General features: G+C 54.4%; 23 protein-coding genes. 14 read left to right on the forward strand and 9 right to left on the reverse strand.

Features of this window, described 5'->3' with window-relative positions:
• Nucleotides 1–39: 39 nt before the first annotated feature.
• From Q3O12_RS05850 to Q3O12_RS05860, 3 genes are all read left to right on the forward strand, one after another.
• Entirely contained in the window at nucleotides 40–198 is a 159-nt protein-coding gene (locus Q3O12_RS05850; protein ID WP_199904216.1) for a hypothetical protein, read from the forward strand.
• Between the two features lie 81 nt (nucleotides 199–279).
• Complete coding sequence (gene dnaJ / locus Q3O12_RS05855; RefSeq protein ID WP_101088183.1) at nucleotides 280–1,401, forward strand: molecular chaperone DnaJ; 1,122 nt, start codon at nucleotides 280–282, stop codon at nucleotides 1,399–1,401.
• Between the two features lie 195 nt (nucleotides 1,402–1,596).
• Nucleotides 1,597–3,615, forward strand: a complete 2,019-nt coding sequence (locus Q3O12_RS05860) for an OPT family oligopeptide transporter (RefSeq protein WP_301669726.1) — start codon at nucleotides 1,597–1,599, stop codon at nucleotides 3,613–3,615.
• Between the two features lie 43 nt (nucleotides 3,616–3,658).
• Here Q3O12_RS05860 and rfbC read toward each other — a convergent pair whose 3' ends face one another.
• From rfbC to galE, 4 genes are all read right to left on the reverse strand, one after another.
• Nucleotides 3,659–4,216, reverse strand: coding sequence for a dTDP-4-dehydrorhamnose 3,5-epimerase (rfbC, locus tag Q3O12_RS05865; RefSeq protein ID WP_301669727.1), 558 nt, complete (start codon nucleotides 4,214–4,216; stop codon nucleotides 3,659–3,661).
• Nucleotides 4,217–4,260: 44 nt separating this feature from the next.
• Complete coding sequence (rfbA, locus tag Q3O12_RS05870; RefSeq protein WP_301669728.1) at nucleotides 4,261–5,127, reverse strand: glucose-1-phosphate thymidylyltransferase RfbA; 867 nt, start codon at nucleotides 5,125–5,127, stop codon at nucleotides 4,261–4,263.
• A gap of 390 nt (nucleotides 5,128–5,517) precedes the next feature.
• Entirely contained in the window at nucleotides 5,518–6,558 is a 1,041-nt protein-coding gene (rfbB, locus tag Q3O12_RS05875; RefSeq protein WP_301669729.1) for a dTDP-glucose 4,6-dehydratase, read from the reverse strand.
• The gene (gene galE / locus Q3O12_RS05880; RefSeq protein ID WP_301669730.1) at nucleotides 6,559–7,575 is read right to left on the reverse strand and encodes a UDP-glucose 4-epimerase GalE; all 1,017 of its coding nucleotides are present in this window, start codon (nucleotides 7,573–7,575) and stop codon (nucleotides 6,559–6,561) included.
• Nucleotides 7,576–7,824: 249 nt separating this feature from the next.
• Between galE and Q3O12_RS05885 the strand changes: the two genes are divergently transcribed.
• From Q3O12_RS05885 to Q3O12_RS05920, 7 genes are all read left to right on the forward strand, one after another.
• Complete coding sequence (locus Q3O12_RS05885) at nucleotides 7,825–10,098, forward strand: Tex family protein (protein ID WP_301669731.1); 2,274 nt, start codon at nucleotides 7,825–7,827, stop codon at nucleotides 10,096–10,098.
• A gap of 186 nt (nucleotides 10,099–10,284) precedes the next feature.
• Nucleotides 10,285–10,626 carry a hypothetical protein gene (locus Q3O12_RS05890; protein WP_118787398.1) on the forward strand — a complete coding sequence of 114 codons (342 nt, stop codon included), beginning with the start codon at nucleotides 10,285–10,287 and terminating at the stop codon, nucleotides 10,624–10,626.
• A 402-nt stretch (nucleotides 10,627–11,028) separates the two neighbouring features.
• Complete coding sequence (gene gltS, locus Q3O12_RS05900) at nucleotides 11,029–12,243, forward strand: sodium/glutamate symporter (protein ID WP_003714171.1); 1,215 nt, start codon at nucleotides 11,029–11,031, stop codon at nucleotides 12,241–12,243.
• 98 nt (nucleotides 12,244–12,341) lie between these two features.
• Nucleotides 12,342–13,358 (forward strand): lysozyme inhibitor LprI family protein, encoded by a 1,017-nt coding sequence (locus Q3O12_RS05905; protein WP_301669732.1) that lies wholly within the window; start codon nucleotides 12,342–12,344, stop codon nucleotides 13,356–13,358.
• A gap of 10 nt (nucleotides 13,359–13,368) precedes the next feature.
• Nucleotides 13,369–13,566 (forward strand): hypothetical protein, encoded by a 198-nt coding sequence (locus tag Q3O12_RS05910; protein WP_301669733.1) that lies wholly within the window; start codon nucleotides 13,369–13,371, stop codon nucleotides 13,564–13,566.
• A 17-nt stretch (nucleotides 13,567–13,583) separates the two neighbouring features.
• Complete coding sequence (locus Q3O12_RS05915) at nucleotides 13,584–13,733, forward strand: hypothetical protein (RefSeq protein WP_301669734.1); 150 nt, start codon at nucleotides 13,584–13,586, stop codon at nucleotides 13,731–13,733.
• Nucleotides 13,734–13,959: 226 nt separating this feature from the next.
• Complete coding sequence (locus Q3O12_RS05920) at nucleotides 13,960–14,382, forward strand: hypothetical protein (protein WP_081462477.1); 423 nt, start codon at nucleotides 13,960–13,962, stop codon at nucleotides 14,380–14,382.
• Between the two features lie 157 nt (nucleotides 14,383–14,539).
• Here Q3O12_RS05920 and Q3O12_RS05925 read toward each other — a convergent pair whose 3' ends face one another.
• Nucleotides 14,540–15,931, reverse strand: a complete 1,392-nt coding sequence (locus Q3O12_RS05925) for an OmpP1/FadL family transporter (protein ID WP_301669735.1) — start codon at nucleotides 15,929–15,931, stop codon at nucleotides 14,540–14,542.
• 209 nt (nucleotides 15,932–16,140) lie between these two features.
• Nucleotides 16,141–17,613, reverse strand: coding sequence for a pyruvate kinase (gene pyk, locus Q3O12_RS05930; RefSeq protein ID WP_301669736.1), 1,473 nt, complete (start codon nucleotides 17,611–17,613; stop codon nucleotides 16,141–16,143).
• Nucleotides 17,614–17,954: 341 nt separating this feature from the next.
• Here pyk and Q3O12_RS05940 point away from each other — a divergent pair, with 341 nt between their 5' ends.
• Nucleotides 17,955–18,506: a hypothetical protein gene (locus tag Q3O12_RS05940; RefSeq protein ID WP_301669737.1), complete on the forward strand. Its 552-nt coding sequence runs from the start codon at nucleotides 17,955–17,957 to the stop codon at nucleotides 18,504–18,506.
• A 48-nt stretch (nucleotides 18,507–18,554) separates the two neighbouring features.
• Here Q3O12_RS05940 and Q3O12_RS05945 read toward each other — a convergent pair whose 3' ends face one another.
• Nucleotides 18,555–18,680, reverse strand: coding sequence for a hypothetical protein (locus Q3O12_RS05945; RefSeq protein ID WP_301669738.1), 126 nt, complete (start codon nucleotides 18,678–18,680; stop codon nucleotides 18,555–18,557).
• On the reverse strand, nucleotides 18,677–19,519 hold the full coding sequence (locus tag Q3O12_RS05950; protein ID WP_301669739.1) for a GNAT family N-acetyltransferase: 843 nt from the start codon (nucleotides 19,517–19,519) through the stop codon (nucleotides 18,677–18,679). Before Q3O12_RS05950 ends, Q3O12_RS05945 begins: the two co-directional genes overlap by 4 nt.
• Nucleotides 19,520–19,753: 234 nt before the next feature.
• On the opposite strand from Q3O12_RS05950, the gene pyrB reads away from it, so the two are divergent.
• The 3 genes from pyrB to Q3O12_RS05965 all read left to right on the forward strand — a co-directional run bounded on the left by pyrB (nucleotide 19,754) and on the right by Q3O12_RS05965 (nucleotide 21,869).
• A complete protein-coding gene (gene pyrB / locus Q3O12_RS05955) occupies nucleotides 19,754–20,674 on the forward strand; it encodes an aspartate carbamoyltransferase (RefSeq protein WP_301669740.1) in 921 nt (306 codons plus the stop codon).
• 9 nt (nucleotides 20,675–20,683) lie between these two features.
• Nucleotides 20,684–21,142, forward strand: a complete 459-nt coding sequence (gene pyrI / locus Q3O12_RS05960) for an aspartate carbamoyltransferase regulatory subunit (protein WP_301669741.1) — start codon at nucleotides 20,684–20,686, stop codon at nucleotides 21,140–21,142.
• A 67-nt stretch (nucleotides 21,143–21,209) separates the two neighbouring features.
• Nucleotides 21,210–21,869 (forward strand): DUF8453 domain-containing protein, encoded by a 660-nt coding sequence (locus tag Q3O12_RS05965; RefSeq protein ID WP_301669767.1) that lies wholly within the window; start codon nucleotides 21,210–21,212, stop codon nucleotides 21,867–21,869.
• Nucleotides 21,870–22,199: 330 nt separating this feature from the next.
• On the opposite strand, the gene Q3O12_RS05970 is transcribed toward Q3O12_RS05965, so the two are convergent.
• Nucleotides 22,200–23,429 (reverse strand): LysM peptidoglycan-binding domain-containing protein, encoded by a 1,230-nt coding sequence (locus Q3O12_RS05970; protein WP_301669742.1) that lies wholly within the window; start codon nucleotides 23,427–23,429, stop codon nucleotides 22,200–22,202.
• Between the last annotated feature and the right edge of the window lie 141 nt (nucleotides 23,430–23,570).

The following is a 23,570-nucleotide window of genomic DNA, read 5'->3' on the forward strand; positions in this document are numbered from 1 at the left end:
GACCTGCGCTATATCGGGGAATGAATCGACGCAAAGGAAATGCCGTCTGAACATGCGTTCGGGCGGCGTTTTTATAACAAAAACACTTCATGGCGGTTGGTTTTATACCTGTCTAAGTTTTTGTGTCGCGCATACCTGAAGATTTCAGACGGCATCGGTTTATGCTGTCTGAAAAGTGTATTCTGTTTCAGTTTGTAAGCTATGGCAGTCTGTTTGTCTTGTGTTTTGCGCAATTGCCCTTATTTTAAGCCGTGATTTTATTTTGAATTAGATGAAAAAATGAGTAATCAAGATTTTTATGCGACGCTGGGTGTGGCAAGAACAGCTACCGATGATGAGATTAAAAAAGCTTACCGTAAATTGGCGATGAAATACCATCCCGACCGCAATCCTGACAATAAAGAGGCGGAAGAGAAGTTTAAAGAAGTACAAAAGGCGTATGAAACTTTGTCCGATAAAGAAAAGCGTGCTATGTATGATCAATATGGTCATGCGGCGTTTGAAGGCGGCGGACAGGGGGGCTTCGGAGGGTTTGGAGGATTCGGCGGTGCTCAAGGTTTTGACTTTGGGGATATTTTCAGCCAAATGTTTGGAGGCGGTTCGGGGCGCGCCCAGCCTGATTATCAGGGCGAGGACGTTCAAGTCGGTATCGAAATTACGCTTGAAGAAGCCGCAAAAGGTGTGAAGAAACGCATCAATATTCCGACTTATGAATCGTGCGATGTCTGCAACGGCAGCGGCGCGAAACCGGGGACATCCCCGGAAACCTGCCCGACTTGCAAAGGTTCGGGTACGGTGCACATCCAGCAGGCGATTTTTCGTATGCAGCAGACTTGCCCGACCTGCCACGGTGCCGGCAAACACATTAAAGAACCTTGCGTCAAATGCCGTGGCGCGGGGCGGAATAAGGCCGTCAAGACGGTGGAAGTCAATATTCCCGCCGGTATCGATGACGGGCAGCGTATCCGTTTGAGCGGCGAAGGCGGGCCGGGTATGCACGGCGCGCCTGCCGGCGACCTGTATGTAACCGTCCGCATTCGGGCGCATAAGATTTTCCAACGCGATGGTTTGGATTTGCATTGCGAACTGCCGATCAGTTTTGCCACGGCTGCTTTGGGCGGGGAGTTGGAAGTGCCGACCTTGGACGGCAAAGTCAAGCTCACCGTCCCTAAAGAAACACAAACCGGCAGGAGGATGCGCGTGAAGGGTAAGGGTGTCAAATCGTTGCGCAGCAGCGCGACCGGCGATTTGTACTGCCATATTGTTGTTGAAACGCCTGTCAATTTGACCGACCGTCAAAAAGAGCTTTTGGAAGAGTTTGAACGGATTTCTACCGGGTTGGAAAATCAAACACCGCGTAAGAAATCGTTTTTAGACAAGCTGCGCGATTTGTTTGATTGATTTTGAGGCTTGTAAACAGGCGGCCGTATCGGGGAATCTCCCTGATACGGCTGTTTTTGTTTGCTTGAAAATAGTTTTTATTTTCAAGGGAGTAAGAGATAGGATTGGATAACTGTTTTTAACTGTTCTTTTTAAAACTTGACATTATGACATATTGCCAACAATATGCGGGAATCTGTTGTCAAAGGAAGAATAATGAATAAATCTTTATCCGGTTCGGTAGAAGAATACCGCGAACTGACGCTCCGAGGCATGATACTCGGTGCATTGATTACTGTAATTTTTACTGCGTCCAATGTTTACCTCGGTTTGAAAGTCGGACTGACCTTTGCCTCGTCGATTCCGGCGGCGGTGATTTCGATGGCGGTTTTAAAGTTTTTCAAAGGCAGCAATATTTTGGAAAACAATATGGTGCAGACCCAAGCCTCGGCGGCGGGTACGCTTTCGACCATTATTTTTGTCCTACCCGGTTTGTTGATGGCGGGCTACTGGAGCGGTTTTCCGTTCTGGCAGACGACGCTTTTATGTGTTGCCGGCGGGATTTTGGGGGTAATTTTTACCATTCCGCTGCGTTACGCGATGGTGGTGAAAAGCGATTTGCCTTATCCGGAAGGTGTGGCGGCTGCTGAAATTTTGAAAGTGGGCGGTCATGAAGAAGGGGATAACCGTCAGGGCGGCAGCGGTATCAAAGAGCTGGCGGCCGGCGGCGCGTTGGCGGGATTGATGAGTTTTTGCGCCGGTGGTCTGCGTGTGATTGCCGATAGCGCGAGTTATTGGTTTAAAAGCGGTACGGCAATTTTCCAATTGCCGATGGGCTTTTCACTGGCATTGTTGGGCGCGGGCTATTTGGTCGGACTGACGGGCGGTATCGCCATTCTGTTGGGCATTTCGATTGCTTGGGGCATTGCCGTGCCGTATTTTTCATCGCACATCCCGCAGCCTTCTGATATAGAAATGGCGGCGTTTGCGATGAATCTGTGGAAGGAAAAAGTACGCTTCATCGGCGCGGGAACCATAGGTATCGCGGCGGTTTGGACGCTTTTGATGCTGCTCAAGCCAATGGTGGAAGGCATGAAGATGTCGTTCAAGAGTTTTGGCGGCGGTGCGCCCGCTACAGAACGCGCTGAACAGGATTTGTCGCCTAAAGCCATGATTTTCTGGGTATTGTCTATGATGTTTATTCTAGGCGTGTCGTTTTACCACTTTATCGGCGATTCGCACATTACGGGCGGCATGGCTTGGCTTTTAGTGGTCGTTTGCACGCTTTTGGCTTCCGTCATCGGCTTTTTGGTCGCAGCCGCCTGCGGTTATATGGCGGGTTTGGTCGGCTCGTCTTCCAGCCCGATTTCCGGCGTTGGCATCGTTTCCATCGTCGTGATTTCGCTGGTTTTGCTGCTGGTGGGCGAATCCGGCGGTTTGATGGCGGATGAGGCAAACCGCAAATTTTTGCTGGCACTGACTTTATTTTGCGGCTCGGCAGTAATCTGCGTGGCTTCGATCTCCAATGACAACCTGCAAGACCTGAAAACCGGCTACCTGCTCAAAGCCACGCCTTGGCGGCAGCAAGTTGCCCTGATTATCGGCTGTATCGTCGGTGCGCTGGTGATTTCACCCGTGTTGGAACTGCTTTACGAAGCCTACGGCTTTACCGGCGCAATGCCGCGCGAAGGTATGGACGCGGCGCAGGCTTTGGCAGCCCCTCAAGCGACTTTGATGACGACCATCGCGTCGGGCATTTTCGCCCACAACCTTGAATGGGTCTATATCTTTACCGGCATCGCGATTGGTGCGGTGTTGATTGCCGCCGATTTGGTGTTGAAAAAATCATCAGGCGGCAAACTTGCCCTGCCCGTCCTTGCGGTCGGTATGGGCATTTATCTGCCGCCGTCCGTCAATATGCCCATCGTGGCAGGCGCGGTGTTGGCGGCGGTGTTGAAACACATCATCGGCAAAAAAGCGGAAAACCGTGAAGGCCGTCTGAAAAACGCCGACCGTATCGGTACGCTTTTCGCGGCCGGCCTGATTGTCGGTGAAAGCCTGATCGGTGTGATTATGGCGTTTATTATTGCCTTTTCCGTGACCAACGGCGGCTCGGATGCGCCGCTTGCATTGAATCTGCAAAACTGGGATGCCGCCGCTTCTTGGCTGGGCTTGGCGTTCTTCGTTACCGGAATGATTATTTTTGCACGGCGCGTACTGAAGGCGGGTAGGTAGGCTGTCGGAAAAAATGCCGTCTGAAACGTTCAGACGGCATTTTTTATCGGGAAAGCGGAAGGCGGAGCTTTTCGGCTTGTGCCCACGTTTTGCCGGCAAGGTCTTTGGGCGACAGCAGCGGCGCGGTTTGAAGCGGCCAGCCTATGCCGATTGCCGGGTCGTTCCATATTAAAACCCGTTCGGCTTCCGGCTTGTAATAGTCCGTGCATTTGTACACGACTTCCGCCGTGTCGCCCAAAACGTAGAACCCGTGTGCGAAGCCTTCGGGTATCCAAAGCTGGTATTGGTTTTGCGCCGACAGGGTTGCGCCTGCCCATTTGCCGAAAGTCGGCGAACCTTCTCGCATATCGACGGCCACGTCGAACACTTCTCCGGCAATTGCGCGCACGAGTTTGCCTTGTGTGTTTTCGGTTTGGTAGTGCAGGCCGCGCAATACGCCTTTGCGTGATTGGGAATGGTTTTCCTGAACAAAGGTTCGGTCGGCAATATTTTCTTTGAACCACCCGTCGCGGAAGGTTTCCATAAAAAAGCCGCGCCCGTCTTGGAAGACTTGCGGTTTTAAAAGTTTTACGTTGGGGAGGGCGGTGTCGATGATGTTCATGATTTTCTCTGTATGCCGTCTGAAGAAAGTGGTTCAGACGGCATTTATTTGCCGATCAGGCGCAGCAGGTATTGCCCGTAGGCGGTTTTTTCCAAAGGCTTTGCCTGTGTTTCCACATCTTTTTTCGTCAGCCAGCCGTTGCGCCAGGCGATTTCTTCGAGGCAGGCGATGTGCAGGTTTTGGATATTTTGCACGGTTTGGACGAAGGAAGCCGCCTCGTGCAGGCTTTCGTGCGTGCCGGTGTCCAACCATGCGAAACCGCGTCCTAATATTTGGACGGACAATGAACCGTCTTCCAAATACATTTGGTTGAGGTCGGAAATTTCCAATTCACTGCGTGCGGACGGTTTGAGCTGTTTGGCGAACTCGACGGCGCGGTTGTCGTAGAAGTACAAACCGGTTACCGCCCAATCGGATTTGGGCTGTTGCGGTTTCTCTTCGATAGACAGGGCGTTGAAGTTTTCGTCAAATTCGACCACGCCGAAACGTTCGGGATTTTTGACCTGATAAGCAAACACGGTTGCGCCGTGTTTTTTTGCCGCCGCCTGCCGCAATGTTTGCGTAAACGACTGACCGTAAAAAATATTGTCGCCCAAAACCAAGCAGACGTTGTCGTTGCCGATAAATTCTTCGCCGATGATAAATGCCTGTGCCAAGCCGTCCGGACTGGGTTGCACGGCATAACTGATGGAAATGCCGAAATCGCTGCCGTCGCCGAGCAGGCGTTTGAAAGAGGCGTTGTCTTCGGGCGCGGTAATCACCAAAATATCGCGGATTCCTGCCAACATCAATACGGACAAGGGATAGTAAATCATGGGCTTGTCGTACACGGGCAGCAGCTGTTTGGATACGCCGCGCGTGACGGGGTAGAGGCGCGTGCCGCTGCCGCCTGCCAGTATGATGCCTTTCATCGTATTTCCTTTTCGGTTGAAATCCCACCCTTTAGGGCGGTAGAATCAGACTTTATTTGGGAGGGGGTAACCCCTTCTAAATCAGGACGGCACATAGGGCGACGCTTTATGTGCCGTCCTGTGTGTTGAAACATCTTTTCTTTCTTCCTTTGCGATGGGTTTTCAGACGGTATTGCGTCGGGATGTCGTCTGAAAACCATAGTGGATTAACAAAAACCAGTACGGCGTTGCCTCGCCTTAGCTCAAAGAGAACGATTCTCTAAGGTGCTGAAGCACCAAGTGAATCGGTTCCGTACTATTTGTACTGTCTGCGGCTTCGTCGCCTTGTCCTGATTTTTGTTAATCCACTATATTTGCCCGTACCTAAACGTTTCGTGCGGTTTTGCCGTTTTATGCGTTTTGCCGCCGGGTTTTGTTGTCCAAATACCATTGCACGGTTTTGCGGATGCCGGATTCGAATGTTTCCTGCGGTTCCCAGCCCAGCTCCCTGCCGATTTTGGCAGCGTCAATGGCGTAGCGCACGTCATGGCCGGGGCGGTCTTGTACGAAAGTAATTAAATCTTCATAACGCGCCACGCCGGCCGGTTTTTCGGGAGCGAGTTCTTCCAAGAGGGCGCAGATGGTTTTGATTACTTCAATATTGGCTTTTTCATTGTGGCCGCCGATATTGTAGGTTTCGCCGACAACACCTTCGGTTACAACCTGATACAGCGCGCGGGCATGATCTTCGACAAACAGCCAGTCGCGGATTTGCATACCGTCGCCGTACACAGGCAGCGGTTTGCCATCAAGCGCGTTCAGAATCATCAAAGGAATGAGTTTTTCCGGAAAATGGTAAGGACCGTAGTTGTTGGAGCAGTTGGTTACAATGGTCGGCAAGCCGTAAGTACGCAACCACGCGCGGACAAGATGATCGGAAGATGCTTTAGATGCGGCATAAGGATTGGACGGCGCGTAGGGCGCGGTTTCGGTAAACAAATCGTCTGTGCCGCTTAAATCGCCATAAACTTCATCGGTAGAAATATGGTGGAAACGGAAGGCTTCGTGCTTTTCAGACGGCATTTGCTGCCGGTAGGCACGCGCAGCTTCCAGCAGATTGAACGTGCCGACGATATTGGTTTGGATAAACTCGCCTGCCGAATCGATAGAGCGGTCGACATGGCTTTCCGCTGCCAAGTGCATCACGGCATCTGGCCGGTATTGCGCGAACACGCGGTCAAGTTCGGCGCGGTCGCAAATATCCACTTGCTCAAAAGCGTAGCGTGGACTGTCGGCTACCTCGGTCAGAGATTCCAAATTGCCGGCATAAGTCAGCTTATCGACATTGACGACAGCGTCCCGGGTGTTTCGGATAATATGGCGGACAACGGCAGAACCGATAAAGCCCGCGCCGCCGGTAACGAGGATGGTTTTTTTGTTTGCGGTTTGCATTTAATCCCCATATCCGTCGGGGTTGCGGCTGACCCAACGCCACGAATCCTCCATCATTTGCGCAAGGCTGCGTTTGGTTTCCCAGCCCGTCTCTTGTTTGGTATGGGACGGGTCGGCAAAGGAACACGCCAAGTCTCCGGCGCGTCGGGGTTGGATTTGATAGGGAATATTTAAGCCGGATGCGACCTCAAAGGCACGGATGATTTCCAAAACGGAATAGGCGCGCCCCGAACCCAAGTTGAACAAATGTACGCCGGCAACACCGCCTTTCGCCTTCATTGCCGCGATATGCCCTTCTGCCAAATCCATCACATGAATATAGTCGCGCATTCCCGTACCGTCGGGGGTCGGATAATCGCCGCCGAATACCGACAGTTGCGGCAGCCTGCCCGAAGCCACTTGGCAGATATAGGGCAAAAGGTTGTTGGGAATACCGTTGGGTTGTTCGCCGATCAAGCCGCTTTCGTGCGCGCCGATCGGGTTGAAATAGCGCAACAAAATCACGCTCCAACGCGGATCGGCCTTTTGGATGTCGGTTAACATCCGTTCCACCATCGCTTTGGACGCACCGTAAGGATTAGCGGTATCGCCCGGGCGCATATCTTCCGTATAGGGGACTTTTTTCGCATTGCCGTAAACGGTTGCCGACGAGCTGAATACGATTTTGAACACGCCCGCGCGCGCCATTTCTTCCGCCAGCACCAGGCTGCCGTAAACATTGTTGCCGTAATATTTTATCGGCTCGGCAACGCTTTCCCCCACTGCCTTCAAACCGGCAAAATGGATGACGGATTCGATTTCGTGTTCCGAAAAAATCTGCCTCAAAATCTGACGGTCGCGGATGTCACCCTGATAAAACGGTATGTTTCTGCCGGTAATTTGCCGAAGGCGCGGGAGGACGGCGGCAGACGAGTTGCACAGATTATCCAGAATCACGGCATCGTAACCGGATTGGACGAGTGAGACGGCGGTGTGCGAACCGATAAAGCCGGTGCCGCCGGTAATCAGGACGGTCATAAACATTCCTTTCAGATTGTATCGGGCAAAGTATATCAGTATTATCTTCATCGTATTTCCTTTTCGGTTGAAACCCCGCCCTTTAGGGCGGTAGGATCAGACTTTATTTGGGAGGGACGTAACCCCTTCTAAATCAGGGCAACACATAGGGTGGTGCTTTATGTGTCGTTCTGTGTGTTGAAACATCTTTTCCAAACGATTACCCACATTGCGCCGTCGGCTGTTCAGACGGCATCACGGAGGCAATTTATGAAAATCACCCGAATCCTCTCCCAAGAACTCTCCGCCACTGCCGCGCAAATCAATGCCGCTATTGAGCTTTTGGACGACGGCGCGACCGTCCCTTTTATCGCGCGTTACCGTAAAGAAGCCACGGGCGGGCTGGACGATACGCAGTTGCGACAGCTTGCCGAGCGGCTGCAATACCTGCGCGAGTTGGAGGAGCGCAAAGCCGTTGTTTTAAAAAGCATTGAAGAGCAAGGAAAACTTTCAGACGACCTCAGGGCGCAAATCGAAGCAGCCGACAACAAAACCGCGCTGGAAGACCTGTATCTGCCCTACAAGCCCAAACGCCGCACCAAGGCGCAAATCGCGTGCGAACACGGTTTGCAGCCGCTGGCGGACGCGTTGCTTGCCGAGCAGCCGCAGGACGTTGAAGCCGCCGCACAGGGCTACCTGAACGAAAACGTCCCCGACACCAAAGCCGCGCTGGACGGCGCGTGCGCGATTCTGATGGAGCAGTTTGCCGAAGACGCGGAACTCATCGGCACGCTGCGCGACAAGCTGTGGAACGAAGCCGAAATCCACGCACAAGTCGTTGAAGGCAAAGAAACCGAAGGCGAAAAATTCAGCGATTATTTCGACCACCGCGAACCCGTCCGCACTATGCCCGGCCATCGTGCTCTGGCGGTTTTGCGCGGCCGCAACGAAGGCGTGTTGAACATCGCGCTCAAATATCAGCCCGACGACACGCCGATTACGCAGCAAAGCGAATACGAGCAACTCATCGCCCGCCGTTTCAAGGTTTCAGACGGCTGCAAATGGTTGCGCGATACCGTGCGCCTGACTTGGCGCGCGAAAATCTTTTTGTCGTTGGAACTTGAAGCGTTGAACCGCTTGAAAGAAGCCGCCGACACCGACGCGATTACCGTGTTTGCCCGCAATCTCAAAGACTTGCTGCTCGCCGCGCCCGCCGGACGGCTGACCACTTTGGGTCTTGACCCCGGCTACCGCAACGGCGTGAAATGCGCCGTAGTGGACGACACGGGCAAGCTGTTGGATACCGTCATCGTCTATTTGCATCAAGAAAACAATATGTTGGCAACACTGGCGCGCCTGATTAAACAACACGGCGTGAAGCTCATCGCCATCGGCAACGGCACCGCCAGCCGCGAAACCGACAAAATCGCGGGCGAACTGGTGCGCGGAATGCCGGAAATGGGGCTGCACAAAATCGTCGTTTCCGAAGCCGGCGCGTCGATTTATTCCGCGTCCGAACTGGCGGCGCGCGAGTTCCCCGACTTGGACGTTTCCCTGCGCGGCGCGGTGTCCATCGCCCGCAGGCTGCAAGACCCGCTCGCCGAGTTGGTCAAAATCGACCCCAAATCCATCGGCGTGGGCCAGTATCAGCACGACGTGAACCAAAGCCGGCTCGCCAAATCGCTGGACGCGGTGGTCGAAGACTGTGTGAACGCCGTCGGCGTGGACGTGAACACCGCCTCCGCCCCGCTCTTGGCGCGGATTTCCGGTTTGAATCAAACCCTTGCCCAAAACATCGTCGCCTACCGCGATGAAAACGGCGCGTTCGACAGCCGCAAAAAATTGCTGAAAGTACCGCGTTTGGGCGAAAAAACCTTCGAGCAGGCGGCGGGCTTTTTGCGGATTAACGGCGGCAAAGAGCCGCTGGACGCGAGCGCCGTCCACCCCGAAGCCTATCCCGTCGTCGCCAAAATGCTGGCGCAACAGGGCATTACCGCCGCCGAACTCATCGGCAACCGCGAGCGTGTGAAGCAAATCAAAGCATCCGACTTCACCGACGAACGCTTCGGCCTGCCGACCATTCTGGACATCCTGTCCGAGCTGGAAAAACCCGGCCGCGACCCGCGCGGCGAGTTTCAGACGGCATCGTTTGCCGAAGGCATCCGCGAAATCAGCGACTTGCAAATCGGTATGATTTTAGAGGGCGTAGTTTCCAACGTCGCCAACTTCGGCGCGTTCGTGGACATCGGCGTCCATCAGGACGGTTTGGTGCACATCTCCGCCCTGTCCGATAAGTTCGTCCAAGACCCGCGCGAAGTGGTGAAAGCCGGCGACGTGGTGAAAGTGAAAGTGCTGGAAGTCGATGCCGCACGCAAACGCATTGCGCTGACGATGCGCTTGGATGATGAACCGGGCGGCGCAAAACATAAAATGCCGTCTGAAAACCGCAGCCGAGAACGGACAGCCGGCCGCAAACCCCAACGCAACGACCGCGCCCCGACCAATTCGGCGATGGCGGATGCGTTTGCGAAGCTGAAGCGGTAAAAAGTAAGGCGGGCTTCCGGTCCGCCGTTTTTATATCGGATTTGAAATAGGACTATTTTAAAAGCGGAGCTCATAAGCTCCGATTTGCGCTTTTCAGACGGCATCTTGCGGGGTTGTGGCATGGATATGCAGACAGGCGTATAGTTTCAAATTATTGCCAACCTGTTTAAATAAGGAGTCCGAACCATGAAAAAAGTTCTGTTTGCCGCGCTGGTGTCCTGTTTTTCGGTTTCTGCGTTTGCCGCCTGTGCCGACAGCCGGCAGCAGTGCGTGATTTATAAAAACGGCAACGTCGCGGCAGAGGGCGGCTGTACGGTCAGCAAGTGCCAAAGTGCCGATGCGCAAGTGTTGAAATGGAAGATGAAAAACGGCAAAGGCGTAACCGTTGAAATCGGCAAAGACGGCAAGGTTTCGGTGAACAAAAAACCGGGAGCGAAAGCGGCCAACAGCAACGCGGCAGGTATGGGTTTGACGTGTTATGCCGCCGATGCGGACAAGCGCGAGCAGTTCTGTTCGACCAATTATTGAACAGGTGCAAAATGCCCGATGCCGTCTGAACGGAGTTTCAGACGGCATTTTGTTTGTAAAAAATAGTTGTATAGTGGATTAACAAAAACCGGTACGGCGTTGTCTCGCCTTAGCTCAAAGAGAACGATTCTCTAAGGTGCTGAAGCACCAAGTGAATCGGTTCCGTACTGCTTGTACTGTCTGCGGCTTCGTCGCCTTGTCCTGATTTAAATTTAATCCACTATATTGAACAGGTGCGGATGCCCGATGCCGTCTGAACAGAGTTTCAGACGGCATTTTGTTTGTAAAAAACGGTTGGAAAAACGGCGATTCTTTGACAAGCCTTAACTGTTCCCCTAATATCCCTGCGCCTGCGCCCCTTCGGGCGGACATAAAGAAAAACATTTTAGGAGGTCAAACGATATGGAATGGGCGTTTAACAGTTATTACACTTTGATTGCCGCCACTTTGGTTTTGCTGGTCGGCAAGGTTTTAGTTAAGAAAATCAAATTTTTGCGTGATTTCAACATCCCCGAACCCGTGGCGGGCGGGCTGATTGCCGCGATTATCCTGTTTGCGCTGCACGAGGCGTACGGCGTGAGCTTCAAATTTGAAAAACCGCTGCAAGATGCGTTTATGCTGATTTTCTTCACGTCCATCGGCTTGAGCGCGGATTTTTCCCGCTTGAAGGCGGGCGGTTTGCCGCTGGTGGTGTTTACCGCGATTGTGGGCGGATTTATCCTGGTGCAAAACTTTGTCGGGGTCGGACTGGCTTCCGCTTTGGGTTTGGATCCGCTCATCGGTCTGATTACCGGTTCGGTTACGCTGACGGGCGGACACGGTACGGCGGGTGCCTGGGGGCCGGATTTTGAAACCAAATACGGCTTGGTCGGCGCAACCGGCTTGGGTATGGCTTCGGCTACTTTCGGGCTGGTGTTCGGCGGTCTGATCGGCGGACCGGTTGCACGCCGCCTGATCAACAAAATGGGCCGCAAACCGGTTGAAAATAATAAACAGGCTCAGGACGACAATGCGGACGACGTGTTCGAGCAGGCAAAACGCACCCGCCTGATTACGGCGGAATCTGCCGTTGAAACGCTGGCTATGTTTGCCGCGTGTCTGGCGTTTGCCGAGATTATGGACGGCTTCGACAAAGAATACCTGTTCGACCTGCCCAAATTCGTGTGGTGTCTGTTTGGCGGCGTGGTCATCCGCAACATCCTCACCGCCGCATTCAAGGTCAATATGTTCGACCGCGCCATCGATGTGTTCGGCAATGCTTCGCTTTCGCTTTTTTTGGCAATGGCGTTGCTGAATTTGAAACTGTGGGAGCTGACCGGTTTGGCGGGACCTGTAACCGTCATCCTTGCCGTACAAACCGTGGTGATGGTTTTGTACGCGACTTTTGTTACCTATGTCTTTATGGGGCGCGACTATGATGCGGCGGTGCTGGCTGCCGGGCATTGCGGTTTCGGCTTGGGCGCAACGCCGACGGCGGTGGCAAATATGCAGTCCATCACGCATACTTTCGGCGCATCGCATAAGGCGTTTTTGATTGTGCCTATGGTCGGCGCGTTCTTCGTCGATTTGATTAATGCCGCGATTCTCACCGGCTTTGTGAATTTCTTTAAAGGCTGATTTTCCGCCTTTCCGACAAAGCACCTGCAAGGTTTACCGCCTGCAGGTGCTTTTGCTATGATAGCCGCCATCGGTCTGCACCGTTTGGAAGGAACATCATGTATCGGAAACTCATTGCGCTGCCGTTTGCCCTGCTGCTTGCCGCGTGCGGCAGGGAAGAACCGCCCAAGGCATTGGAATGCGCCAACCCCGCCGTGTTGCAGGACATACGCGGCAATATTCAGGAAACGCTCACGCAGGAAGCGCGTTCTTTCGCGCGCGAAGACGGCAGGCAGTTTGTCGATGCCGACAAAATTATCGCTGCTGCCTACGGTTTGGCGTTTTCTTTGGAACACGCTTCGGAAACGCAGGAAGGCGGGCGCACGTTCTGTATCGCCGATTTGAACATTACCGTGCCGTCTGAAACGCTTGCCGATGCTGAGGCAAACAGCCCCCTGTTGTATGGGGAAACGTCTTTGGCAGACATCGTGCGGCAGAAGACGGGCGGCAATGTCGAATTTAAAGACGGCGTATTGACGGCAGCCGTCCGCTTCCTGCCCGCCAAAGACGGTCAGACGGCATTTATCGACAACACGGTCGGTATGGCGGCGCAAACGCTGTCTGCCGCGTTGCTGCCTTACGGCGTGAAGAGCATCGTGATGATAGACGGCAAGGCGGTGAAAAAAGAAGACGCGGTCAGGGTTTTGAGCGGCAAAGCCCGTGAAGAAGAACCGTCCAAACCCACGCCCGAAGACATTTTGGAACACAATGCCGCCGCCAGCGATGCGGGCGTACCCCAAGCCGCAGAAGGCGCGCCCGAACCGGAAATCCTGCATCCCGACGACGGCGAGCGTGCCAATACCGTTACCGTATCACAGGGCGAAGTGGAAGAGGCGCGCGTACAAAACCAGCGTGCGGAATCCGAAATTACCAAACTTTGGGGAGGACTCGATACCGATGTGCAAAAAGAGTTGGTCGGCGAACAGCGCAAGTGGGCGCAGGAAAAAATCAGCAACTGCCGACAAGCCGCTGCGCAGGCAGACGGGAAAGAATACGCCGAATACCTCAAGCTCCAATGCGACACGCGGATGACGCGCGAACGGATACAGTATCTTCGCGGCTATTCCATCGATTAGGGGCAAACCGATGAATACCGTCCCCAAAAGCAGGATTCCCGTCAAACCGCTGCCCGAAAAAACCACAGACGAAGCCAAAGTCGAAAAATGGCGGCAGCTCGGTGCGGAACACGGTTTGTCGGGCGAATGGGCAGTTGCCGCCAGATTGGGCGAGAACAGTTTTACCGAAGAACAGATGGAAAATATCGCCAACCTGTTCGGCAGATAAAGAGAAAATTGACGGAAATGCCGTCTGAAACCCTGTTGTCGGTTTCAGACGGCATTTTGACCAATACGGTACGCAGGCGCAAAACAACCGTCTTTTCCTGCGTTTCCTATGCTGATGTTTCAACACACAGGACGATACAAAAAACGTCGCCCTATGTGCCGTCCTGATTCGGAAGGGGTTACGCCCCTCCCAAATATAGTGGATTAACAAAAACCGGTACGGCGTTGCCTCGCCTTAGCTCAAAGAGAACGATTCTCTAAGGTGCTCAAGCACCAAGTGAATCGGTTCCGTACTGTTTGTACTGTCTGCGGCTCGCCGCCTTGTCCTGATTTTTGTTAATTCACTATATTGTCCATTCGGCAGGGAAAGCCTGAAGAAGAATTTTCCCGCAAGATGGCCGGCTGCTTGACCGACTTGGAAAACTGTTTGGAAAAATACCTCGAACAGTTCGGGCCGGTATCGGAAAGCATCGAAGCCTGTACCGCCAAACTGCAGGAGCAACCGTCGTTCTTCAACAGGCTGATGAAAACCAACGACAAGCTCAACAGGCAGATTGACGTGTTGCAGAAACAGTCGGCAGCCATCCACAACGAAGCCTATATCGAAATGAACACGCTGCTTTACCGCCATCGCGAAGTGGTTTCCGTCCACAACCGCAAAGCAGATTATGCGGAAAAGGGCAAAGAGCGGATTGCGCTGTTCCCGCGCGGCTTGAATGGCATCACCAAGCTGCCCGCCGCCGTCCTGTTGCCCGAGCGTCCCTACCATTTTGATATGAAGGAGGTTCTGCATATATTCTCCCGGATACCGAGGTAGGCGTATCGGCTGCCGGATAAAAATGCACCCCGTCATTCCTGTCTGTACGGGGATGGCGGCAGTGTTTCCTGCTTCGTTTTCAATCGAGCCTAAAACAATGCCGTCTGAAACGGAAAACTGTTTCAGACGGCATTTCTACATTCAAACAGCGAGCCGTTTATTTGAATTTGTAGGTGTATTGCAGGCCGATGATGTCGGCGTGGTTTTTGAAACGTGCGGAAGACGCGCCTTTGCTGTCCACATCGTTGCCGCTTGCCTTCGCCGTGCGGTAGCTGGTGTCGTTGATGTGGATGTGGGTGTAGGCGGCATCGACGACGTGGTTTTTGCCGATATTGTATTTCATACCGGCGGAGAACCAAATGCGGTTGCCGTCGGGCAGGCTGTTCATGCGGTAGTCGGCGTTGCGGACGGGCGATTTGTCAAAAGCGATGCCGGCGCGCAGTTGCAGCGGTTCGCTGATTTGATAAGAACCGCCCAAGCCGATTTTGTAGGTGTTGCGCCAGTTGGGGGTGATGGTGGTGCGGTCGGATTTGCCGTTGACGATGTTTTTTTCTTTTTCAAAAACCAGTTCCGCCTTATTGAAGCGGCTGTGGCGCGTCCAAGTTACGTCACCGAACAGGTCGGCTTTGTCGGACACTTTGTACATACCGTGTACGGACAAAGACTCAGGCGTTACGATTTTGACGCGGGCTTTTTCATTCGCCGTATAACCGATTTTTGCGAGCATCGTATTCCACATTGCTTTCGCCGCCGCGCCGTCTGCCGCCCATTCGGCATCGCCTTTGAGCGTGTGTGAGACTTTGGAACGGTAGTTCACGCCCACGCGCGCGCGGTCGTTGATGTCCCACATCCACGCCAGTTGGTAGCCGAAGCCCCAATCGCTGCCTTTGACATCGGCGTGTCCGTCGGCCTGAATGGCGGCTGCACCGGCGAGATTGGACGGTGTTGCTTTCAGTATTCCTGCTTTTTGCGGGATACCCCAGTCGGCATATTTGCGCAGTTCGGCGGAAGTATGTTGGGCGATGATGCCTGCGCCGAAGGAATGGCGTTCGTTGAGTTTCCACGCGGCGACGGGTTCGACGGCGATGCTGGTCAGACCGAGTTTGTTGATGTTGTGGCGCAACACGGAATCTTTTTCGTATTCGGTGGCAGAGCCGAAGGGGACGTACACGCCCAAGCCCACGGTCAGGTCGTCGTTGACTTTGTATGCGCCGTAGATGTGGGGCGCAACCGTGGTTTTGGTGATTTTGCCGTTTTTAGAACCTTGGACGGGAAGCCCGGTAAAGTCGGTGGCGGAATCCGCCTCATAATGAATGCTGGGCAGCACGATGTTGGCGTTGACGGAAATCTGGCTGCTGTCGAGTTTGGTCAGGCCGGCGGGGTTGTAGAAGATGGTCGATGCGTCGGCGGCTTCTGCGGCGGCGGCATTTGCCGTGCTTTGCGCGTTGACCGACTGTGTGCCGAAGTGATAGCCGGATGCGTGGACGGATGCGGCGGCAAAGGCAGTGCCGAGCAGCAGGACGGTTTTTTTCAGTGAGGAAGGGATCATTTCAGTTTCCGTAAAAAGGCGGATGGAGGACAAATAAAAAAGGCAGTCGGAATTGCCTTTTTTGCTTTAGTATAGGTACTCGATTTTATCCGATGTTGCCGGATTTGCACAATTTTTTCAGAGTTTGCCCGAACCGCCGCGCCGCCGCAAAAAATGCCGTCTGAAGCCCCGGACATCGGCTTCAGACGGCATTTTCCACTCAGGGCGGATTATTTGACGCGCAGCACTTCCAGCGTATTGGTCGAGCCGGATTCGCGCATTTGCGAGCCGCTGGTGATGATGTACTGGTCGCCGGAATGCAGGATGTTGTGTTCCACCAGCATCGTTTCGACTTCGTTCAACGCCGTGTCGTGGTCGGTGCTGGTTGCCAAAATCAGCGGACGAACGCCCCGGTACATCGCCATACGGCGTTGGGCGGAAACGCTCGGGGTCAGCGCGAAAATCGGTAGGGTGATGTTGTGGCGGCTGATTTCAAAGGCGGTCGAACCGCTTTCGGTCAGGGCGACGATGGCTTTGGCGTGAACCGCGCGCGCCACGCTGACCGCGCCGCCGGCAACCGCCAGGTTGGTGCTGACGGCTTCGGGATACTCAACTTGTTCGGCAACGCCGTTGAGCGAATCCTGTTCTTTTTCGGCAGCCGCGCAGATAATCGCCATTTGGCTGACGGTTTCAAACGGATACGCGCCGACGGCGGTTTCGGCGGAACACATCACCGCATCGGTGCCGTCCAATACCGCGTTTGCCACATCGCTGACTTCCGCGCGGGTCGGCACGGGGTTGGTAATCATCGATTCCATCATTTGCGTCGCCGTAATGCTGAAGCGGCGCAACTCGCGGGCGCGGCGGATCATCCGTTTTTGCAGGGCGGGGACGGCGGCGTGTCCGACTTCGACCGCCAAGTCGCCGCGCGCAACCATAATGCCGTCGCCGGCGAGGATGATTTCATCCAAGTTTTCAATCGCTTCCACACGTTCGATTTTGGAAACCAAACCGGGGCGCACGGCAGTGCTGCCTTTCATTTCCTCTTCGACTTTGGCGCGCGCGATGTGCAAATCTTCGGCGGACTTCACAAAGCTGATGGCGAGATAGTCGCAACCGATGGCAATCGCGGTTTTCAGGTCGCGGAAGTCTTTTTCGGTCAACGCGCCTGCGGACAAACCGCCGCCGCGTTTGTTGATGCCTTTGTTGCTTTTCAGGACGTGGCTGTTTTCCACCCTTGTGATAATCCTGCTGCCTTCGACGGATTCCACGGTCAGGGTCAGCAGGCCGTCGTCCAGCCACAAAACATCGCCTGCGGCAACGTCGTCGGGCAGGTCGCGGTAGTCCAAACCGACCGCCTCGTGCGTGCCTTCGCCTTCGAGCGCGGCATCCAGTACCAGTGTTTCGCCTTTGTTCAATTCGATGCTGCCGCCGGCGATTTTGCCCACACGGATTTTCGGGCCCTGCAGGTCGGCAATGATGGCGATTTCCTGTCCGGCGCGTTTTGCCGCCTCGCGCACGATGCGGGCGTTTTCCTGATGGAATTCGGGCGTACCGTGGCTGAAGTTGAAGCGGACGACGTTCAGGCCGCCGACGCGGATCATATCCTCCAACAGTTCGACGTTGTTGCTGCCCGGCCCGAGGGTGGCGACGATTTTGGTGTTGTGGCTGATGCGGGTCAGATCGCGGCTTGTCTGGTTCATATGAAAGTCCTTTCGGTCTCAATCGGGTGTTTTGCGGTATTTTGTTGCAAAATTACAGAAATTTGGAACCGGTTTGATGCCATTTGATGAACGCGGCGGAATATTCTGTAAAAATATGATTTAAATTAATGGTTTGATATTTTACCTGCAAACCGCCTTTTTTGGTGCAAAATTACACGGTTTTATGACTTAGGCTAAATTTATTTTTTGTTCGGCGGCTTGCGCGGTCGGGTATAGTGGATTAAATTTAAATCAGGACAAGGCGACGAAGCCGCAGACAGTACAAATAGTACGGCAAGGCGAGGCAACGCCGTACTGGTTTAAATTTAATCCACTATAAAATGAAGGTTTTGAACGGTTGGTCGGATAGGAAGATGTGGCGGGTTTTGAGTGCTTTGCCGATAGGCGTGGTGTTTTTTGATTTGATCTACGGTTTTGTGTTGAACGTGTTGCAGGGTTTGGATTTGCAGCGTGCCGTGCCGGATTCGGAAGGCGTGTTGGCGGTTACGCCCGATATTGCGTTCAACAGTTTGCAGATTGTCGCCAACGGGGGGATGGCGACGGTGGTCTGTTTCGGGTTGGCGGTTGTGTTTCTGCTCAACCGTTCGGTGCGGCGGCGGCAGGTATTGGAAATCGGGGTGTTCCGGATGTTGGGGCTGGTGGCGGTGTTGGCGTTCAGCGCGCCTTCGCTGTGGGAGTGGGCGAACGCGCTGCCGCTGCTGCTGAAGGGCGCGGACGTGGTCAATACGGGCAATGCGCGTTATGTGCTGACGGCTTTGTGTATGCCCTTTCCGGCGATGTCGTGCGTCATCGGGCTGGTGGGGCGGTTCAGGCTTCAGACGGCATCGGGCAGGGCGGCAAAGGCAGGGGGTGCGGGCAAGGCGGACGGATAGGACGCATATTTTAAAATGCCGTCTGAAAGGGCTTCAGACGGCATTTTCTCAGCGGCTGTAACGGGTTTCGATACCGGCTTTGATTTCGCCGTAAACCCTGCTGTCGCCTTGTTCGGACGGGGTGGCGCAGGCGGCGAGTGCCGACAGGGTGCAGATGAGGAGGAGTGTTTTCATTTTGGGTCGCAACGGAAGTGGTAGGCGCAGATTTCAAAACCGTTTTTGAAATACAGGCGGTGCGCGTCGGCGCGGTCGTGGTTGACGTGGACGTTGAGGTGGATTTTGGTTACCCCTGTTTCCGCGCCGATTTTGCGGACTTCTTCCAGCAGGCGCGAAGCGTAGCCTTTGCGGCGGCTTTGCGGCAGGGTAACGATGTCGTCGATATGGATATGTCGGCCGCTGGCGAGGTTGCAGGCTTCGCGGAAGCCGCAGACGGCGACGGCGTTGTGTTTGCCTTCTTCAAAAATACCCAGCAGGCGGTAGCCTTGGGGGCGTTGGGTTTTGTTGATCTGTTCGGTAAAGCGGTTGATGTCGGTCAGGGCGGAACGCAAAACGCTCAAGGCTGCAAAGGCGGTGGCGGTGTCGTCCGCGCCGATTTCGCGTAAAACGTAGGATGCGCCCGAGACGGTCTGTTCCTGTGCTTTCTCGGCGGCGTGTTTTTCTTCGATTGCCTGTGCCAGCAGGACGCGCTCGTCGGTAGGGTCGTTTTGTCCGCCCTGTTCGCGTTCTTCGAGCAGGGCTTTGCAGTCGATGACGCGCAGGTCGTTGTCGGCGGCAAAGTCCATCAGGAAGCGGAACATTTGGGGATTGTCGGTTTCCAGTTTTTTATCGACGGCGACGCAGCGGATGTTGTCCACCAGCATGGGGCGTACCCATTTCGAGTAGGAAAGGCGGTTGTCTTTGGTGAACGAGGACAGGATGCCGCACAGGCGTTCCGCCCAGTCGCTGGGGCGGAAAATCTTGCCGGAACTCGTTGTGCCGTGGATGACGACTTCGTAGGGGTTGCAGACTAACATGGCGGCTTCCTGAAAAGAAATGTCTGGCGCGATTATACCTTATGCTTATGCGGGCGTGTTTGGATATGCCGTCTGAAAAGTACGGGATTCGTGCGGTAAAACTTTGCGGCGGCAAATGTGCGATAATACGCGGCGTATTGCCGCTTTTGCGAAGCTGTTCCGCAAACATACGGGCGGCGTGGACGTATAACCGGATGCCCGCCTGACGCGGGTTTTTTACGGAAGGGGGGCAAAATGCCTAATCCGCTTTACAGACAGCATATCATCTCCATTTCGGATTTGTCGCGCGAACAGTTGGAATGCCTGCTTCAGACGGCATTGAAGCTGAAGGCGCATCCGCGCGGCGATTTGTTGGAAGGCAAACTCATCGGTTCGTGCTTTTTCGAGCCGTCCACGCGTACACGCCTGTCGTTTGAAACGGCGGTGCAGCGTTTGGGCGGCAAGGTCATCGGCTTTTCGGACGGCGCGAATACCAGTGCCAAAAAAGGCGAAACGCTTGCCGATACCGCCCGCATCATTTCCGGCTATACCGACGCAATCATCCAACGCCACCCTAAAGACGGCGCGGCGCGTGTGGCGGCGGAGTTTTCGCGCGTCCCCGTTATCAACGCCGGCGACGGCACGAACCAGCACCCCAGCCAGACGCTGCTCGACCTGGTAACAATTTATGAAACGCAGGGGCGTTTGGACAAGCTCAAAATCGCCATGGCGGGCGACTTGAAATATGGGCGCACCGTACATTCGCTTTGTCAGGCGTTGAAACGCTGGGGCTGTGAATTTGCCTTCGTCTCGCCGCCCAGCCTGGCGATGCCCGACTATATTACCGAAGAGTTGGAAGAAGCCGGCTGCCGATACCGCGCCCTCGGCAGTTTGGAAGAGGCGGCGGAATGGGCAGACATCCTGTATATGACCCGTGTTCAGCGCGAGCGTTTCGACGAACAGGAATTTGCCAAAATCCAAGGCAAATTCAATCTCGACGCATCCATGCTTGCCCGCGCCAAACCGAACCTGCGCGTGCTGCACCCCCTGCCGCGCGTGGACGAAATCCATCCCGATGTCGATGCTACGCCGCATGCCTATTATTTCGAGCAGGCGACCAACGGCGTTTATGCGCGTATGGCGATATTGTCGCTGGTGTTGAACGAAGAAGTGTGAGGAACCGATATGGAAACCCCGAAACTCAGTGTCGAAGCCATTGAAAAAGGTACGGTTATCGACCATATTCCCGCCGGCAGGGGGCTGACCATCCTGCGCCAGTTCAAACTTTTGCACTACGGCAACGCGGTAACCGTGGGCTTCAACCTGCCCAGCAAAACCCAAGGCAGCAAAGACATCATCAAAATCAAAGGCGTGTGCTTGGACGACAAAGCCGCCGACCGCCTCGCCCTGTTCGCCCCCGAAGCGGTGGTCAATACTATCGACAATTTCAAGGTCGTGCAGAAGCGGCATTTGAACCTGCCCGACGAAATCGCCGAAGTGTTCCGCTGCCCGAACCCGAATTGCGCCAGCCACAGCGAGCCGGTCAAAAGCCGGTTTTATGTTAAAAAACACAACGGGCAGACGCGGCTGAAATGCCACTACTGCGAAAAAACCTACAGCCGGGATTCGGTGGCGGAAGCCTGACGGATTCCCGCAGCCCGGCGGCGGAATTTTGCCTGCCGCCATTTTGCCAACTTGAAATGGAATAATGATGCACGCTTCTGTCCAAAGCCGTTTCGCACCGATACTTTATGTTTTGATTTTCTTTGCCGGTTTTTTGACCGCGCAAATCTGGTTCAATCAGAAAGCCTATACTGAAGAGCTGCCCCCGCTTCTGTCCGCATTGTCCGCCGTCGCGTTGGTGTGGCTGGCGTGGGCGTTCGTGTCGGCGCGTTCAAAGGCTAAGGCGGAAAAGTTCTACCGCGAAAAAATGATACAGAACGAAAGCATACACCCCGTCCTGCACGCCTCTTTGCAACACTTGGAACACAAGCCGCAAATGCTCGCCCTGCTGGTCAAAAACCACGGCAAAGGGATGGCGGAACAGGTCAGGTTCAAGGCGGAAGTCCTACCCGACGATGAAGACGCGCGTGTAATTGAAGCGGAATTGGCAAAAATGGATATGTTCGCATCGGGGACGGACGCGGTCGCCTCGGGCGAAACCTACGGGCGCGTGTTCGCCGATATTTTCGAGTTGTCGGCGGCTTTGGAAGGGCGCGCGTTCAAAGGAATGCTGAAACTGACGGCGGAATATAAAAACATCTTCGGCGATGCCTGCCGTTCGGAAACGGCGTTGGATTTGGGCGCGCTCAATCAGGCGTTGAGGGAAATTTCGAAAACGCCGGAAAAGCCCAAGCGGATATTTTATTGAAGGTGTCCCGATATGCGGGGCGGTATGCCGGGATTGTCCGGCGCGCCGTGTTCCGTGCCGGCGGCTTTTTCCGGCAACAATGCCGTCTGAAGGCTTCAGACGGCATTGTTTCGGGGGCGGCGGCAAAGCGGCAGGGTGGATTTGAATATCGGGTCGATTTCATTTGTTTGCAAAGGGAATGCTGCCGGTTTCCGTTCGGGCGGAAACCGGCCCTGTTGGATAAAGGGCATTTTGTCCGGCCGAATCAGGGTTCTGTATCAACGGGATATGAAAACACAGCCTCAATAAAAATGCCGTCTGAAGGCTTCAGACGGCATTGTTGCCGAGGGGTTATTGGAAAGGGTCGGAATCGACGCGGACGCGGCTGCGTCCACGATCCGGCATATTGTCCAAATCCCGTCCCGGATTGGCGGCGGTGTCGCCTTCGGAAATATCGGAGATGTTTTCCAAAATAATGGCGTAAGCCAGTCTCGGCGTAGTGTGGTAAACCATTGCCAAGCCCACTTCTTCGGCAGGTGTCGAAATCAGCTCGACGGTATCCCTGCTTTTAGGTTCTTCGGCCAAATTGTTGGAGAGGTTGACCTGCATCGTTTTCTTGCGTTTGTAGAGGCTTAAAACCGCGCCTTTGTCCAATCCGTCGTCCCCGCCTTTGTCTATCGTAATGGTTTTGAACTGTCCGCCGACCCCCGCGCCTTCAAACACGGAAACGATTTTCGCCTGAACCGGTTGGGAGGGCTCGTGCGGCATCATATTGAAGCGGTCGGTGTCTTCCGGCATTTTCATCAGGTAGTCGCCCTGCTGTATTTCGGAAATGGCGGTTTCGACCACCAGCGGCTGTATCGAATGGGTACGCAGCGGGGTAATCAAAGGATGGGTGCGGGTATAGTATTCGTTGTCTTTCAGCCGTTCTTCAGCCTGTTTCGAGCGTTGTTCGAGGGCGGAGTCGGTATAGTCGAGGGAGCGCACGATGCCGCTGAATGCGACTTCCTGCCCGAGGAATCTGCCCGTATCCGGATCGGTGATGTTTTTATTGATGCGGTAGGTCAGGTAGCGGCCCGGCTCTTTCAGGCCTTTGGTGTAAACCCTGGTGCCTTTGGTGTACAGCAGCCTGCCTTCGGGGCCCGAAAGCAGGCGCGGCGCGACGGCGGTTTCTTTGCGGGAAACGATTTGCGGATGCTGCATAAAGATGCGGTAGAAGTTGACATTGACGGCAGGGATACCGTATCCGGACACTTCCTTATCCGGACTCATTTTGACGACGGGGATGCCGTCTGTCTGTTCCAAGCCGAGGCGCGGTTCGCCGTTAACGTAGCGCAACACCAAAACCTGGCCCGGATAAATCAGGTCGGGATTGCGGATTTGGCCCCGGTTCGCGCCCCACAGGCGGCCCCATTGCCACGGGCTGTACAGGTATTTGCCCGAAATGCCCCACAGGGTATCGCCCTGTTTGACCGTGTAGCGTTGCGGCGCGTTCGGGCGCACCTTCAGATTTGCCGCCAAAGTTTGTGTTGAGAATGCCATACCTGCCGCGCAGAGCAGGGTTATAATACGACGTTGCATAACCGTTCCCCTTATCTGATGAATTTCGGTTTGTCTTGCCTGATTGGGTTGGAAAAAGCGGCGACGGTCTTTTCGGGACGTGCCGCATGACAATAAATGTCCCGCATTTTAACATCGAATTATCCGCACCATCACGGTAAT

The organism is Neisseria benedictiae (genome assembly GCF_958267435.1).
GTDB classification, from domain to species: Bacteria; Pseudomonadota; Gammaproteobacteria; order Burkholderiales; family Neisseriaceae; genus Neisseria; species Neisseria bergeri.